This window comes from Treponema sp. B152 (genome assembly GCF_024181665.1).
Taxonomy (GTDB): Bacteria; Spirochaetota; Spirochaetia; order Treponematales; family Treponemataceae; genus Treponema_B; species Treponema_B denticola.
This window is the reverse complement of record NZ_CP058668.1, coordinates 1,411,550-1,426,780: the sequence shown is the minus strand read 5'-3', so window position 1 is coordinate 1,426,780 and position 15,231 is coordinate 1,411,550. Positions and strand designations below refer to the sequence as shown.

13 protein-coding genes and 1 tRNA gene are annotated in these 15,231 nt (G+C 38.2%); 13 read left to right on the top strand and 1 reads right to left on the bottom strand.

Features of this window, described 5'->3' with window-relative positions:
- Positions 1–95: 95 nt before the first annotated feature.
- The 7 genes from nrdR to HYB91_RS06615 all read left to right on the top strand — a co-directional run bounded on the left by nrdR (position 96) and on the right by HYB91_RS06615 (position 8,410).
- Positions 96–551 (top strand): transcriptional regulator NrdR, encoded by a 456-nt coding sequence (nrdR, locus tag HYB91_RS06645; RefSeq protein WP_002668662.1) that lies wholly within the window; start codon positions 96–98, stop codon positions 549–551.
- 31 nt (positions 552–582) lie between these two features.
- Positions 583–2,709: a ribonucleoside triphosphate reductase gene (locus tag HYB91_RS06640; protein WP_002668663.1), complete on the top strand. Its 2,127-nt coding sequence runs from the start codon at positions 583–585 to the stop codon at positions 2,707–2,709.
- A gap of 48 nt (positions 2,710–2,757) precedes the next feature.
- Positions 2,758–3,714, top strand: coding sequence for an FtsH protease activity modulator HflK (hflK, locus tag HYB91_RS06635; protein ID WP_002677886.1), 957 nt, complete (start codon positions 2,758–2,760; stop codon positions 3,712–3,714).
- Between the two features lie 5 nt (positions 3,715–3,719).
- Complete coding sequence (hflC, locus tag HYB91_RS06630) at positions 3,720–4,778, top strand: protease modulator HflC (protein WP_002677887.1); 1,059 nt, start codon at positions 3,720–3,722, stop codon at positions 4,776–4,778.
- 99 nt (positions 4,779–4,877) lie between these two features.
- Positions 4,878–5,504, top strand: coding sequence for a periplasmic-type flagellar collar protein FlbB (locus tag HYB91_RS06625; protein WP_002668666.1), 627 nt, complete (start codon positions 4,878–4,880; stop codon positions 5,502–5,504).
- 21 nt (positions 5,505–5,525) lie between these two features.
- A complete protein-coding gene (locus HYB91_RS06620; protein ID WP_002677889.1) occupies positions 5,526–6,998 on the top strand; it encodes an MBOAT family O-acyltransferase in 1,473 nt (490 codons plus the stop codon).
- A gap of 14 nt (positions 6,999–7,012) precedes the next feature.
- Positions 7,013–8,410 carry an SGNH/GDSL hydrolase family protein gene (locus HYB91_RS06615; RefSeq protein ID WP_002677891.1) on the top strand — a complete coding sequence of 466 codons (1,398 nt, stop codon included), beginning with the start codon at positions 7,013–7,015 and terminating at the stop codon, positions 8,408–8,410.
- A gap of 15 nt (positions 8,411–8,425) precedes the next feature.
- On the opposite strand, the gene HYB91_RS06610 is transcribed toward HYB91_RS06615, so the two are convergent.
- A complete protein-coding gene (locus HYB91_RS06610; protein ID WP_002677892.1) occupies positions 8,426–9,466 on the bottom strand; it encodes a DUF2804 domain-containing protein in 1,041 nt (346 codons plus the stop codon).
- Positions 9,467–9,598: 132 nt separating this feature from the next.
- Here HYB91_RS06610 and ispE point away from each other — a divergent pair, with 132 nt between their 5' ends.
- From ispE to HYB91_RS06580, 6 genes are all read left to right on the top strand, one after another.
- On the top strand, positions 9,599–10,453 hold the full coding sequence (ispE, locus tag HYB91_RS06605; protein WP_002677894.1) for a 4-(cytidine 5'-diphospho)-2-C-methyl-D-erythritol kinase: 855 nt from the start codon (positions 9,599–9,601) through the stop codon (positions 10,451–10,453).
- A gap of 63 nt (positions 10,454–10,516) precedes the next feature.
- On the top strand, positions 10,517–10,798 hold the full coding sequence (gene spoVG, locus HYB91_RS06600; protein WP_002677896.1) for a septation regulator SpoVG: 282 nt from the start codon (positions 10,517–10,519) through the stop codon (positions 10,796–10,798).
- Between the two features lie 85 nt (positions 10,799–10,883).
- Positions 10,884–10,956, top strand: a tRNA-Gln gene (locus tag HYB91_RS06595).
- 70 nt (positions 10,957–11,026) lie between these two features.
- Positions 11,027–11,662 carry a 50S ribosomal protein L25 gene (locus HYB91_RS06590; protein WP_002668686.1) on the top strand — a complete coding sequence of 212 codons (636 nt, stop codon included), beginning with the start codon at positions 11,027–11,029 and terminating at the stop codon, positions 11,660–11,662.
- A gap of 128 nt (positions 11,663–11,790) precedes the next feature.
- The gene (gene tilS, locus HYB91_RS06585; protein WP_002677897.1) at positions 11,791–13,155 is read left to right on the top strand and encodes a tRNA lysidine(34) synthetase TilS; all 1,365 of its coding nucleotides are present in this window, start codon (positions 11,791–11,793) and stop codon (positions 13,153–13,155) included.
- Positions 13,152–15,191, top strand: coding sequence for a tetratricopeptide repeat protein (locus HYB91_RS06580; protein ID WP_002677898.1), 2,040 nt, complete (start codon positions 13,152–13,154; stop codon positions 15,189–15,191). The genes tilS and HYB91_RS06580 overlap by 4 nt, the downstream gene beginning before the upstream one ends.
- The last annotated feature ends 40 nt before the right edge of the window (positions 15,192–15,231 follow it).

Genomic DNA, 15,231 nt, shown 5'->3' with positions numbered 1-15,231 from the left:
ACGCTATATATAGTGTGTTATCCTGTAGTGTATAATTAGATACGCTATTTTTGGGAGGGAGGGATGCCGGCTTTTAGGCATCCTGTAAGTAAAATATGAGATGTCCGCATTGCGGAAACTGCGATGATAAGGTTATGGAATCAAGAACTCTGGCTCAAGGGGATTGTATCCGAAGGAGACGGGAGTGTCTTGCCTGCGGTTACCGCTTTACAAGTTATGAGCATATTGAAGAAAAACCTTTTATGGTTATCAAAAAAGACGGCCGCAGGGAACCCTTTGACCGAAAAAAGCTTGAAAAAGGTATTGAACGAGCTCTTGAAAAGCGGCCTGTTTCCTTAAACAGTATAGAAAATATTGTTACTGAAATTGAAGATCAGGCTATTTTAAGTTCCGGTCTTAACAAAGAGATAGAAACTACTGCTTTGGGCGAGATGGTTCTATCTCATTTGTATTCAATAGACAAAGTGGCATATATCCGCTTTGCCTCCGTTTATAAACAATTCAGCAACTTGGATGAATTTGTAAACGAGGTAAAAAAAGTAAGAAAATAAATTGTAAATAAATTGGGAGGTATTAAAAGTTATGGAGGGGAAAAGTACAAATCAAACTGTTTTTCCTGAATGGAAGTCCTTTTTAGGGACAATGGAGAAGGCAAAGCCTGAGATATTGCGCTCGGTAGTAAAACGTTCGGGGGAAATTGAGGCGTATAATCGAAAAAAAATAGAACAGGCAATCAATAAGGCTATAACCGCAGTTGAAGGCAGCCCAAATGATGAAAAAGCTGTGTTTTTAACGGACAAGGTCGAAGAAAAGCTTAAAAATATTATGGCTTCCCGCTATGCCCATTCTATTCCGGCAATAGAAGAAATTCAGGATGTTGTGGAGCTTGTTTTAATTGAACAGCAGGAAGCCCGTCTTGCAAAGGCCTATATCCTTTACAGGGCCAAGAGAGAGGCCGTGCGGGATGCGGAAAGCCTCATGCTGAATATAAACAGCACCATGGACGGATATTTAAGTCAATCCGACTGGCGCGTAAAAGAAAATGCCAACGTAAACTTTTCTTTAGGCGGTCTTATTCTCCATAACTCAGGTACTATTACGGCAAACTATTGGCTTAAAAATATTTATACACCTGCCATTGCCGAAGCCCATATAACTGCAGCCTTTCATATTCATGACCTTTCAATGTTTTCAGGCTACTGTGCAGGCTGGTCCCTTAGGCAGCTTATCCATGAGGGCTTAGGCGGGGTTCCCGATAAGATTACCTCAAAGCCTCCCAAGCATTTATCGACTCTTATTCAGCAGATAGTCAACTTTTTAGGCATTATGCAGAACGAGTGGGCCGGAGCTCAAGCCTTCAGCTCCTTTGATACATATTTGGCTCCCTTTGTAAAAAAGGATAAGATGAGTGAAGCCAACGTAAAACAGTGCCTTCAAAGCTTTGTTTACGGTGTAAATACTCCCAGCCGCTGGGGTTCTCAGGCTCCATTTACGAATATAACCTTGGACTGGGTATGTCCGCCCGACCTTGCAAACCAAAAGGCTGTTGTCGGGGGCGAAACACAGGATTTTACATACGGCGACTGTCAAAAAGAAATGGATATGATAAATAAGCTCTTTATTGAACTTATGCTTGAAGGAGATGCCGCAGGACGAGGTTTCCAATATCCAATTCCCACTTACAATATAACCTCCGATTTTGACTGGTCAAGTCCGAATGCAAAACTGCTTTTTGAGATGACTGCCCGATACGGTACGCCATATTTTCAAAACTTTATAAATTCCGACCTAAATCCCGGGGATGTGCGTTCCATGTGCTGCCGTCTTCAACTCGATAAAAGGGAATTGCGTAAAAGAGGAGGCGGACTTTTCGGCTCCGATGAGTTTACGGGCTCCATAGGGGTAGTTACGATAAATATGCCTCAAATCGGGTACCTGTCAAAAACCGAAAAGGACTACTTTGACCGCTTGGACTATCTTATGGACATCGCAAAACAAAGTCTTGAGATAAAGCGGAAGGTAATCGAAAAGCTACTGGAGGGAGGCCTTTTCCCGTATACTAAGAGGTATTTACATCATCTAAACAATCACTTTTCGACTATAGGAATTTGCGGTATGAACGAGTCCTGCCTAAACTTTTTGGGTGAGGATATTGTAAGCCCTAGGGGAAAGGCCTTTGCCGAAAAGGTTTTAACCTACATGAGAAACCGCCTTGCAGACTTCCAAGAAGAGACGGGCAGCTTATTCAATCTTGAAGCAACCCCGGCTGAAAGTACTTCTTACAGACTGGCTCGCCACGATAAAAATCAGTTCCCCGATATAATAAGTTCGGGAGATGCCGAGCCTTATTACACCAACTCAAGCCAGCTTCCCGTTGCCTATACTACCGATGTTTTTGAAGCCTTGGATCATCAAGAAAGTTTACAGCGTAAGTATACGGGAGGTACGGTTTTTCACATATTCTTGGGTGAATCTATCAAGGATTGGGAATCTTGCAGGGATTTGGTTAAGGCTGTTGCAAACAATTACCGTATTCCCTATTTTTCGATTTCGCCGACATTTTCGATATGTCCTGTTCACGGCTATCTTGAGGGCGAACATTTTGAGTGCCCTTATTGTAAGCGCGAAAAACAGGCAAAACTTGAACTGAAACTGGCCGAGCTTGAAAAAGAAAGGGCCGAGGTCTTGAATGCTTCTTCTGAAATTTAATGTTTTTAGATGGGCGTAAAAAAAAATAAATTCTTCATGGAGGAAAAAATGAAGCAAAAAAAGGTTGATCCTTCAAAGATGTTAGGAGCTTTACGCACGGTAATAATACTTATTGTAATTGCTCTTATAGCTTTTTCGGGAATAAAGGTTATTCCTACAACGGATAACGGAGTTGTTACCCGTTTCGGTAAATATACAAATACCCTTTCACCGGGGCTTAATTTTGTAATTCCCTTTGTAGATCGGGTTTATAAGGTTCCGGTTAAAACCGTTCAAAAGGAAGAATTCGGTTTTAGAACTTCCAAGGCAGGAGAAAGGAGCGAATATCAAAATTCCATGCTTAATGAGTCCTCGATGCTTACGGGAGACCTAAACATCATAAATGTTGAATGGGTTATTCAGTATAAAATAGTGGACCCTAAGGCTTGGCTTTTTAATGTTGACGAAGATCAAAGAAATAAAACCGTCAGAGATATTTCAAAATCCGTTGTCAACAGCTTGGTAGGCGACAGGGCTATCATGGATATAATCAGCTTGGATCGTGACAGTATTGCCATTTTAGCACAAGAAAAAATGAACGAAAAATATAAGCAGATAGGCCTTGGAATTTCCGTTTCATCGGTGCAATTACAAAATATTGTTCCGCCCTATGAAGTTCAAGCTGCCTTTGAGGATGTAAACATAGCTATTCAAGATATGAATAGGCTTATAAACGAAGGAAAAGAAGCCTACAATAAAGAGATTCCTAAGGCAAAGGGTGAGGCACAAAAAATGATTGAAGAAGCTAGGGGCTATGCTTCCGAAAGAATAAACAAGGCAAAGGGAGATGTTGCCCGTTTTAACGCCGTTTATTCGGAATATGTAAAGGCGCCCGATATTACTAGGAGAAGGCTCTACCTTGAAACTCTCGATGCTATTTTTAAAAATAATGAAAATGTTACCCTCATAGACAAAAACTTAAAAAACTTTTTACCTTTAAAAGAATTAAATAAGGGAGGCAACTGATTTTTATGGAAAACTATGAAAATACCGAAAACACTGAAGATGTAAGATTTGAAAGTCCTTCTTCCAAAAATAAGATAAAACCCGAAAAAACAAAAAAAGACAAAAAAGGTTTCGGATTGTTTTTCTTTGTGGTTATACTTCTTGTTTTGTTTTTTTTCCTAAAGCCGTTTTATATTTTAAATGAAGGCAATGTTGCCATTATAACGAAATTCGGAGCTGTAGTAAAAACGGAAAAAGAGGCCGGGCTTCATTTTAAAATGCCCTTGATTCATACGGTAAACAAATACACGGCAAAGCTCTTACGTCTTGACGGCGATCCTCAAAAGATTCTTACTTTAGAAAAACAGTATCTTAAGGTAGATACTACCAGCCGATGGCGTATAGTTGACGTAAAAAAGTTTTATGAATCCCTTACAACCTATGATAGCGCTTATTCCCGCCTTTCGGATATTGTAGATTCATCTGTTAGAGATATTATTTCTGTAAACAGTCTTGCCGATGTTGTACGAAGCTCAAATATTATAAATGAAAGCAAAAAAACGGAAGAGTTTAACCTTGAAAATGCCGAAGTTGACCTTGGTTCCTTAAAGACGGAAAAAGTAAACTTTCCTGTGATAAAAAAGGGCAGGGAAACTCTGGCTGATGAAATTTTGGCCAAGGCCAATAGCCAGCTGGGTGAATTCGGCTTGGAGGTGGTTGACCTGATTTTTAAAGGAATTAAGTATTCGGATGAGCTTGAGCATTCCGTATTCAGCCGCATGATAAAAGAAAGGAATCAGATCGCAGGAACCTTTAGGTCTACAGGCGACGGTGAAAAACTTAAAATCTTAGGAGAGTTGGAAAACGAAAAGCGGACTATCCTGTCGCAAGCATATGCCGAGTCAGAAAGGATAAAGGGAGATGCCGATGCAAAGGCTGTTGCAATCTATGCCGAAAGCTACGGTAAGTCTCCCGAATTCTACAGCTTTTGGAAAAGCATGGAGATTTATAAAAATTCCTTGCCCGAGACCGAAAAAGTCCTCTCAACGGATATGGAATATTTTCAGTATCTGTATAGGCATTAACATTAGAAGAAGTTTTTCCGATATTATATAGGAGGTACGATAAACAGCTCGGCAGGAATTCTGCCTCACTGTTTATTGATTGTATGGGAGGTAAAAATTTTGAGAAGAAGCGGAACTATAGGACGTATTATTGTTCTTTTGATATTGATTGTTTTACTTGTGTTCGGAGGTCTATTATGGTTTGATTATTTAGGCCTGATCAGCTCAAGGAGCTTGTTTTCTCCTATTTACTCCTTTTTCGGTTTAAAAACGCCTGAGGGTATTGCTTCTTTAGATGCGGATGAAATGGCAAATTTGGAAAATGACCGCTACGAAAAACGCTTGATGGCCTTAGAGCTGCGTTCTCAGGAATTGGATAAGCGGGAGGAAGATGTTCAAACTCAGGAAAATGAAAATAAACAGGTTGCCGAGGAGCTCGATGACCGCAGACTGGCTATAGAAGAAAAAGAAAAGAACTATAATCTTTTGGTTGTGGAGCGGGATGCCCGTGAGGCGAACATAATCCAAATCGCTAAATATATAAACGGTATGCCCCCTGAAAAAGCCGTTTCAAATCTTATAGCCATGGACGATCAGGATATAATTGACGTGCTTAGGGCTGTAGAAAAAATAGCTGCAGAAGAAGGTAAAAACTCTTCGGTTGCTTATTGGTTTTCTTTGATGCCGGCCTCCAGGGCTGCGGAGATTCAGCGTAAGATGGCAAATAAGCCTGTTACCTTCCCGTAATCGGTAATTTAAAATTCAAGCATGTTTTTTCCGACGATTTCTTTTGCAGTTTTTTTTCTCTCAGTCTTTTTTTTATACTGGTATATTTTTAGGCAGGAAAAAGAACGTAAAATCCTTTTAACGGCCGCCTCTTATTTTTTCTATGCAATGTGGGATTGGCGTTTTTGTATTCTGCTTTTTGTTTTTACCCTTATAAATTATTTTTACGGTTTTCTTCTCGATAAAGAAAAAAATTATGCTCCTCGAAAGGCTATCGTAATCATTATCTGTATTATCGATATTTTATATCTGGGATTTTTTAAATACCTTTACACCCTGCTCTCATATTTAAACCAATTTTTTCCGGATATGTTTGTTAATTCTACTCTTTTAACTCTGCGTTCTTGGTCTCTTTTGGTTCCTGTTGGAATTTCTTATTATACTTTTCGATGTATGAGTTATGTCTTCGATATTTATCTTTGTAAGATAAGGCATGTAAAATCTTTTTGGGATTTTTTACTCTATGTATCTTTTTTTCCTCAACTGTCCTCAGGGCCGATTGTTCAGGCCGAGTATTTTTTTAAGGACCTTTCTCGGGCACTTAACTGCGATAATGAAAAAGGAGCAAAACCCATAGCCTTTGACCGTGCTATCGTGTTTTTAATTTCAGGCTTGTATAAAAAAATGATAATTTCAAATTTTTTGACTATACTTGTTACCGATAAAATTTTTGCAAATCCTTCATTTTATAATACATGGGAGCTTATTTTCGGACTACTATGCTATACGATAATTATCTACGCAGATTTTTCGGGCTACAGCGACATGGCGATAGGTATAGGAATCCTTTTGGGATTTAATACGCCTGCAAACTTTAACCGTCCCTATGTTTCAAAGTCTATCACCGAGTTTTGGAGAAGGTGGCATATAAGTTTTTCTTCTTGGCTTAGAGATTATCTTTATTTCGGCCTAGGCGGTTCCCGATTTGGTCTTGCCAGAGCTCTCTTTGCGCTTTTTTTTACGATGCTCATTGCAGGACTTTGGCACGGGGCTTCATGGACATTTTTAATATGGGGAGCTATGCAGGGGACAATGCTGTGTATCGAAAAGATTTTTTCGGAAATAAAAGAACGTAAAGCTATAGGAGAAGAAATTTTAGATGAAGAAAAAGACGCAAAAAAAAGTTTTGATTTTTTGAGAATTATACCGGTTTTTATATTCGTAAATATCAGCTGGCTTGTGTTTTTTTCGCCGTCACTATCGGAACTGAGTTTATATTTAATATCTCTTGGCAATATTTCTCAGCCATTTCAAATTATAAGTCCATTTATTCTTTTAATCTTTTTTGCAGGCCTTTCTTTGCAGCTTCCTTCGGAAAGTTTAAGGAAAAAAGCTTTTACAATATATAGCCGTCTTCCGATGATTGTTAAGGTTGTTATCACCGTAAGTTTTTTAGCCTCTCTTTATGCGGTTTCAACTTCGGGTATACCGCCGTTTATTTATTTTGCATTTTAGGTGAAAGTTGACATATGAAGCTAAAAGATATAATAAAAAAACTAAATGATGTTCTTCCTTTTAAAATAAAACTAAAAGATAAAAAATCTATCTTTTATTCTGCAAACAAAGCTCTTTCGTTTTTTTTACTCTGTATTTTTTTCTTCATGCTGCTCTTAGGTAAATCTTTAGACAATTTTTCATCTAAAATAAAAAATCCTTATGCCGCAGAGGTATTCAGGACTGCCGTTAAACCCGTTTCGGAACTGTCTCAAAAATTGAAACTTGATAATCTGATTCCTTCTGCAAGAACTTTCTTTTTACGCTATGCCGGTCTTGAAGGTTTAAGCGATTGGGATTCTTTTTATTATATGGATTCTGCAGAATTAATTCATCGGGAAAGACTTTTAGCCTTGGAAAACTTAGGGCAGGCTATAGATAAATCTCAAGATAAAAAATCTTCTATAGATAATCTTGAGAAAGACTTAGAAAGAGCAAAAGACGGTTTACCGGCAGAATCAAAACCGGAAGATGTTGCCGCCGTTAAAAAAATGATAGATGAGCTTGAGGCAAAACTTGAAAATGTAAATACGGTTTTGGATAGGTTAAAGGACATTGAGCAGGCTAGAATTGCGGAGCTTGAAAAAATAAGACTCACACAAAAAATGTTGGAATTAAGAAAAGAAGATATATTCGAAACTGCCGCTAAGGAAGAAGAATCAAATGTAGAGCAGGCTGAGGCGCCTAAAAAAGTTTATACCTATAATACGGAAAGACCCTTGCGTATATTAATGATAGGGGATTCTCAGATGCACAGTATTGCTGCAGGCTTTTTAAGGCTTACAGGTCAAAACTCTTCCATAAGGGTAAAAGAAATTTCGGTTCACTCTTCAGGTTTTATAAGAGGTGATTATTACAATTGGCCTAAAAAGTTAAAGAATGTGTTTGAAGAAAGTCAAAACGAACGCTATGATATTGCCGTCATTTTTTTAGGAATGAATGATTATCAAAATTTTTATGCAGATAATGGCAAAGTTCTTGTAAAAGAAACTGAAGACTGGGAATCGGCTTATAGGGATAAGGTAATAACACATTTGGACGTTTTATTTGCAAATACAAAAAAGGTGTATTGGCTGGGCATGCCTATTGTACGGGATAAAATATACAATGCCCAATTACTCTATATTGAAGACTTACAGAAAAAAATAGCATCTGAATATTCGAGTATAATCCTTAATAAATTTTCTCTAAGCAGTATCGCTCCCGGAGAAGGGGTTCCTTATACCGATACCGTTAAAACCGCCGAAGGTAAAAAAATAAGACTTATGAAAGATGACGGGCATCATTATACGGTTTCAGGCGGTGAATATATTATGCAGCCCTTTTTAGAGCTGCTTTATAAGGATTGGGATCTGGAACCCTGTACGCCTTAATTTAAGCCCATAGTTTTACCAAACATTTAATACGTCCTCAGCAAAGGCAGGAAAATTTTCGAATTTTACAATCTTGCCTTCGTCCAATACTGCCTGACCTGAAAAAAAGCCGAATACTTGGTGTTGAACGCTTTTTATAAGCCCTAAATTCGTATTTGCCGAGCGGTCTACAGCCGGTATAAACTCGGCTTCAAAACGTTTATCGCTTGATATGAAATTCCAAGGCTTTAAATACTCATCATTTTTAATATGAAATTCCACATCTGTAAGTTTATGTATTTTTCCATCATAGAAAATTACGTTTTCGCTTGCAGGGCTCCTATCGGTAAAACCATAACCTAGGTTAAAGCCGAATCTCTTACCTTCGACTATACCGCTCCCGCTTGACCAATACCAACGGTTCTTTCTTGTCCAGAAACCCCGGCCCCAATCCAGTACAGCCCAAGAGCTGTTTTTTTCTAAAGTGATTTTATCGTTTCCAAGGCTTACGGTTCCGCTTACCGGCATACAGTTGACCTTTTCATTTAAGTAAAAACACTTACGGTTTTCTTTCCATGAAGTTGCTATGTTCATACTCTCATCATTCGGATTTCGTGTAAGCTCAATATCTGCTTTAAGCCCTGTTTTTCCGCAAGGCAGGTGCATATGAGGCACATCTGTTTGTATAATAATTTTTTCTCCCTGCTTACAAAAAAGCAGTTTCATTTTTTTATTTTTAAACTCAAGCTTGTGATCCATTAGGGATGAAGGTTTTAATCCTGTTTTACCGAATGTAAAGAACGTCATAGCATCTTCCTGTGAAAAAGCTTTCTTTTTTAAGTCAATAAATGAAACTGAAAATAAGGCTCCAAAACCTAAGTCTGCCATTGTAGTATTTAAGCTCCAAAGTTCCTTGGAATTGGTTATGCTGTAATAGTCCCATTCCTTTATTTTAAATGCAGAGGCCTTAATCTTAGTTCTATCATAGTTCCATACAGGAAATCTTGCCCATCCTTCTTCGATGATATGACCCTGCGCATTGAGTAAATCTTGTTTTTCCTTGACTTCATGATTCATAAATTTTTCCTCCATCGATTTATTTGCGATGTCCATTATACACTAAAACCGATTAAAATGCTCTTATAAATTACGTAAATTTCCATTATTTTGTATTGACAAAACTTTATAATTGGATATAATGCTTAAGACATGATTAAAAGTGCGATTAGCCTTAAAGCTCATGCAAAAATTAATCTGCATTTGGAAGTTTTAGGAAAGAGAAGCGACGGATTTCATGACATTGTAAGTGTTTTTGCTCCGATTTCTCTTGCCGATGAGCTTTTAATGCAAAGAAAACCGGATAAAAAAGAATGTAAGGTGTTATCTCCTTCGGTTGAATTGCCGATAGAAAACACAATTACAAGAGCTTATGAAGAGTTTAAAAACTTTACCGGTATTTCTGAAGGCGTTTCCGTTAGGATTTTAAAAAGAATCCCTGAAGGTGCCGGCTTGGGGGGCGGATCTTCCGATGCCGCTTCGGTTTTGCGGGGGCTTAACGATATGTTTTCTACCGGTTTAACGGAAGAAGACTTAAGGGTTATAGCTTTAAAAATAGGAAGCGATGTTCCCTTTTTTTTGGGAAATGAGGCTGCGGTTGTAAGAGGCCGCGGAGAAACGATAAAAAGAGTTTCAGTTTTTTCAGATTATTTTGGGATTTTGATTTATCCCGAAATAAAAAGCGCAACACCCAGGGCTTACAGCCTTTTAGGCCGTAAAGAATCGGAGATACTGAATCCTGCTTTTAATCCTGAGCTTTTTTGCGGTAAAGATTGCCGTGAATGGCCTTTTTTTAACAGTTTTGAAGACGTTCTTTTTACGGAATATCCTGCAATAAAAAAGGCAAAACAAGACCTTTTAACTAACGGGGCTGATTTTGCTCTTATGAGCGGTGCCGGTTCTTCAGTTTTCGGGCTTTTTAAAAATGAAAAAACCGTCAAAAATGCTTATTCCAAGCTTTTAGCCGAATATGGACGATGTTTTTTCTTTTTGTTACTTGCGTTCTGATAGAAAGCGTAGTAAAATATTGGTAGGTAAGTATTACCAATATTATTATGCAAGGAGGACAGTATGGAAATTACAGAAGTCCGTGTTCAGAGAGTGAGTCCGGGGAATAGTTTAAAGGCTTATGCTAATATTACGTTTGATGATTGCTTTGTCCTTCATAATGTAAGAGTGATCGAGGGTAATGACGGTTTGTACATTGGAATGCCCAGCCGGAAGTTGAGTAACGGTGAGTTTAAAAATATAGCTCATCCTATCACTGCCGAGTTTAGGGAAAAGATGACAAAGGCTGTTTTGGAGGTTTACGAAAAAACACCTGTTATGCCCGGGCAAGAGGCTGAAATCTAGCTTTAGCAATCAATTTGTGACGTAATACTAGTTTTATTTTTCTGTTTTTGGATACAATTTAGCTTTCGGCTTTTTGTATATATTTTGGGACGTCGGCAAGTGGTAAGCCAACGGCTTTTGGTGCCGTCATTCCGTAGGTTCGAATCCTACCGTCCCAGTTTTGAGGCTGCTTTTATCGGCGGCCCTTGTTGCAAACTAAATAATTGGTATTAGAGGAGTTCTGGAATTATGGAACAGAGACTGTTAAACGCAAATGAAAGATCAACATATGGTAAAAATGCCGCTGTAAAAATGAGAAGGGCTGGAAGAATTCCCGCAGTAATGTATGATAGACACGGCAAATCCGTTCCTATTGATGTTGATGAAAGAGAATTTATGAAACTTTTTAAACTTGTTACCGAAAGTACTATTGTAACATTAAATGCAGCGGGAAAGGATTACGAAGTTTTTATTAAAGATTTTCAGCATGATATTGTTTCGGATAAGATTAAACATATCGACTTTTATGAAGTAGAAAGAGGAAAGACCTTACGTACAAAGGTTAAGATTAGACTTGAAGGTTCTCCCGAAGGTGTACGCCATGGCGGAATTCTTGAGACCGGTATTACCGAACTTGAACTTGAGTGTCTGCCTAAAGATTTACCGGCCAGAATTATCGTTGATGTTTCTGCTCTTGATGTAAATCAATCGCTTCATGTCAGGGATATTAAGCTTCCTGAAGCCGTTACCGTTTTAACAAGCGATGATATAACGGTTGCTGCTATTAAATTTGCTGCTGCTGAAAGTACAACACCGGCTGCAACTGAAGGTGAAGAAACCGAAGCTGCCGCTGCCGCACCCGAACCTGCTGCAGAGGATAAATAAGCTTTAATCTTAATATTTCAGAACTTCCGTTCCATTTAAAGGGCGGAAGTTTTTTTATGTCTTTATAACTTTTTCTGCATTTTTTTTTGACTGTTGACCATTTTTAGAAATTGTGTAAAATCTATCTTATGGCAAAATCGTTTTTAAAAGATGTGCTTTTAGGCTTTTCCTCCTTATGCGATAGAACGGCGGCACCTTTGAGACTCCTGCTTGCCGTTTCAGGAGGAGCCGATTCTATGGCCATGCTTTCAGCCTTTTTGGAATTGAAGAGCGATATAAATGCCGAAATTTTTGTACTGACTGTAAACCACAATATAAGACCCGAAAAAGAAACCTTAGGCGATGCCCAATTTGTTTTAGACTTTTGTAAAGATAAATGTCCATGTATCTTAGCCGAAATTCCTAAAAATACGGTATTTGATGAAGCCGGGAATAGAAAAACGGGAATTGAAGATGCTGCCCGCTTTTTAAGGTACAATGAGTTTGAAAAGGCCGCCGACTCCTTAAATGCCGATTATATTCTAACGGCCCATAATAAAAACGATAATTATGAAACGGTTTTGATGAGGCTCTTTCAAGGTTCCGAGCCTGAAGCCCTTATGGGTATTTCGCCGAGACGGGGAAGATTTATTCGGCCCATGCTTAATATCAGCCGCTCGGAAATAGAAGAATATTTAAAAGAAAAAAATATCCCGTGGAGAGAAGATGCTACTAATCTTGAAACCTCATATCTTAGGAACAAGGTCAGACATAATCTTCTTCCTGTTTTGAGTATCTGCTTTGACGGCTGGCAAAGCGGCTTGGATAAAAGTTTGGCAAAAATAAAGGCTCAAAACGATTTTGTTATCGCCTCATATAAAATAAAAAAAGAAACATGGGTATTGGATAAAAAGGAAGATTGCTGCCGATGTAAATTTCTTTTTTTTCTAAGCCTTGAAGAAGCCTTAAAACTTAAATTTCTTCAAGAAGGCCTTATTCTTTTAAAAGGAAAAAGAAGGATCCCTTACTCGGTCTTTGACGATTTGATGAAGCTCTCCGATACTAAAAAGATAATTTTTTCTGGCGGATTTTGTATAAAAAAAGAAGGAGATGAAGTATTGCTTTTTAAGGCCGTAACCGAAGAAAAGACAAGCGAAGTTTTTTATTCTATCTGGATTGATAAGCCTTGCTCCTTTGATACCCCTGCCGGAAATTTTAAGGCCTTAGAAAATGATGACGGCTTTTTTATAGTGCATGAAAGCGATAAAACTTGCGGTATAGGTCCTTTTAAGCCTCCTTTTTGTGTGCGTTCACGCCTCTTTGGAGATGAAATTGAGATCTCTTCGGGCTCAAAAAAATCGGTAAAAAAGATTATAAATGAGTGGAATATAGACTATGAAAATAGAAATATTTTGCCGATAATCGAAGAGGGCGGGGTAGTTAAAGCTATATACGGAGCCGTTTTCGGCAAAAAAAATTGGTATGTTGTAGGGGATTTAGGAGTAAAGAGATGAAATATTCCTGTAGATTTAAGTGTTTTAAACTCAAGCATAGATTATGTGCTTTTTTTATTTTAATTTGTATAGGTATTTATGCAAATCAAACTGAGGGGGTAAATTTATCTGCTGCCCTATCATATTTGCAGAATTCCGCTAAGCTCTTTACCGAAGAAAAATGGAAGGATGCCTTATTTGAGGCCCAGCTTGGCGAAGTTTATGATTCGAAAACCGCCGATTTTTTATATATTCAGGCAGTATGCAGTTTAAAATTAAATTATCCTAATGAAGATGTATTGCAAAAAGTTAATGCTGCCTGTACCGATGGAATGATCTGGCGTTTATACGATATAAATGCCGGCCGCTTATTGGCAGCTCAAGTCAATACACGTATGTTAAAATACAAGGAAGCTCTGGATCTTGTCAAACGTTTACCCTTTGAATCTGCCGAGTCGGACTATGTAAGGGCAGATGCCCTCTATGGCTTGGGGCGATATGATGAGGCAAAGCAGCTTATTTCCGAAGCTCTTGACCGCTGGGCCTTTAATTCCTCGTTTGCAAAATTATTTTTTTTACGGGAACGCGGAAAAAAGGTAAACTTTTTAGGCAAAAAATTGGCCGAACATATAATTTCCCGCCTTTACGCGTGGCAGGATGAGGAACCGTCTCTCCTCTTGCTTGCAAGTCCCTTTGAAACAAAATCGGAAGAAAATATCAGACGGCTAAAACTATATCGAGGTATGTATTTGCCTTTTACCGAATCTTATGATCTTAACGATTTATATAACCGCTCTTATTCTACATTGCTTTGTCTAAGGTACGGTATAATAGATGAACAAACGGCTGTAAACGAATTTTTATCGGCTAAGGTTTATTATTTTAACCCGATTTTGAAGGAGTATATTCTTACTCAGGCTATGTATGAATCCCATTTGGTCGAGCTTTTACGCTTGGTTGTAGATTCCAAATTAAGAAATGAGCTTAAAAAGTTTTTATCGGTCTATGAAGGTTTGATTGTCGATGATGAAAACGGGGATCTGATTATAGATTCTAAAATCTATTATAAAAACGGCAGACCCTGGTGTGCCGAATTTGACAGCCTCCAAACAGGATATCCCGAATACACTGTGGAATGTAACTTCGGTATTCCCTCTGTAATTCACGGCAAAAAAAATGAATATTCGGTGTCCTATGATTCATATCCGGCCGTTAAAAATTTTACCAAAAACGGTAAAAAGTATACCATGCGTCCCCTTGACTTGAATTGGGCGCCGATAGAGTTAAAAGAATTAAACCTAAAGCTGTATGGCATGCACCAAAAACAGCAGGCCTTTTTTTCTTTAAAAGTAGGCAAAAATGTAAGAAGTCTTCATGAAGGTGCATTGATTTACTCCGCTGCATTTTCTGAAGAAAATACTTCGTACATAAACGGGGGCATAAAAAAAGTATTCTTTGATAAGGGCATCCCAATAAAGGCCGAAGTAACTGTGTTAGGGGAGCCGTACTCGCAAACTAATTACAGAAAAGGCTTACCTGTTTTTGAAAATATAGATAAAGACGGAGACGGTTATTTTGAAACAAGGATTGAGTATGATTCAAAGGGTGTATTAAAAAGGATAGATATGGATTTAAATAAAAATAAACTCTATGAATATTCCGAATACCATCAAAAAGACGGCTCCGTTACAAAGGTTTGGGACAGCGATGAGGACGGTTCCTACGAAATTACATATACGCAATATGGAAATGGGGACTCTCAAACGGAATGGATTCATCCCAAGCTGAATAAAAAAATCCGTGTCAGTTATAAAAACGGTGTTCCTTTCCAATTGTTTGACGGAAAAGAAAACCTTCTGCTCATTCCTTCGGATAAGGGAAACCTGTTCTGGCTTAATCGGAGTCCTGCAAATATTGAAAAAGTAAACGAAAAAATTATAGAAATATTTAACCAAACGACCCTTCCGGTTGTTTCCTATATGTTTGGTATAAATAATATCGAAGTTTTTGCCGTGCGCTCCGGAGGGTTTGTTTTTGCTGAAATCGTCAACGAATAAAATAAGTTTTTTTCTTTTCTTCTTATTGATTTTTTCTTGT

Bases quoted from the DNA above. Each gene is read 5' to 3' on its own strand.
- nrdR (WP_002668662.1), top strand. From the start codon at position 96: ATGAGATGTCCGCATTGCGGAAACTGCGATGATAAGGTTATGGAATCA.
- HYB91_RS06640 (WP_002668663.1), top strand. From the start codon at position 583: ATGGAGGGGAAAAGTACAAATCAAACTGTTTTTCCTGAATGGAAGTCC.
- hflK (WP_002677886.1), top strand. From the start codon at position 2,758: ATGAAGCAAAAAAAGGTTGATCCTTCAAAGATGTTAGGAGCTTTACGC.
- hflC (WP_002677887.1), top strand. From the start codon at position 3,720: ATGGAAAACTATGAAAATACCGAAAACACTGAAGATGTAAGATTTGAA.
- HYB91_RS06620 (WP_002677889.1), top strand. From the start codon at position 5,526: ATGTTTTTTCCGACGATTTCTTTTGCAGTTTTTTTTCTCTCAGTCTTT.
- HYB91_RS06615 (WP_002677891.1), top strand. From the start codon at position 7,013: ATGAAGCTAAAAGATATAATAAAAAAACTAAATGATGTTCTTCCTTTT.
- HYB91_RS06610 (WP_002677892.1), bottom strand. From the start codon at position 9,466: ATGAATCATGAAGTCAAGGAAAAACAAGATTTACTCAATGCGCAGGGT.
- ispE (WP_002677894.1), top strand. From the start codon at position 9,599: ATGATTAAAAGTGCGATTAGCCTTAAAGCTCATGCAAAAATTAATCTG.
- spoVG (WP_002677896.1), top strand. From the start codon at position 10,517: ATGGAAATTACAGAAGTCCGTGTTCAGAGAGTGAGTCCGGGGAATAGT.
- HYB91_RS06590 (WP_002668686.1), top strand. From the start codon at position 11,027: ATGGAACAGAGACTGTTAAACGCAAATGAAAGATCAACATATGGTAAA.
- tilS (WP_002677897.1), top strand. From the start codon at position 11,791: ATGGCAAAATCGTTTTTAAAAGATGTGCTTTTAGGCTTTTCCTCCTTA.
- HYB91_RS06580 (WP_002677898.1), top strand. From the start codon at position 13,152: ATGAAATATTCCTGTAGATTTAAGTGTTTTAAACTCAAGCATAGATTA.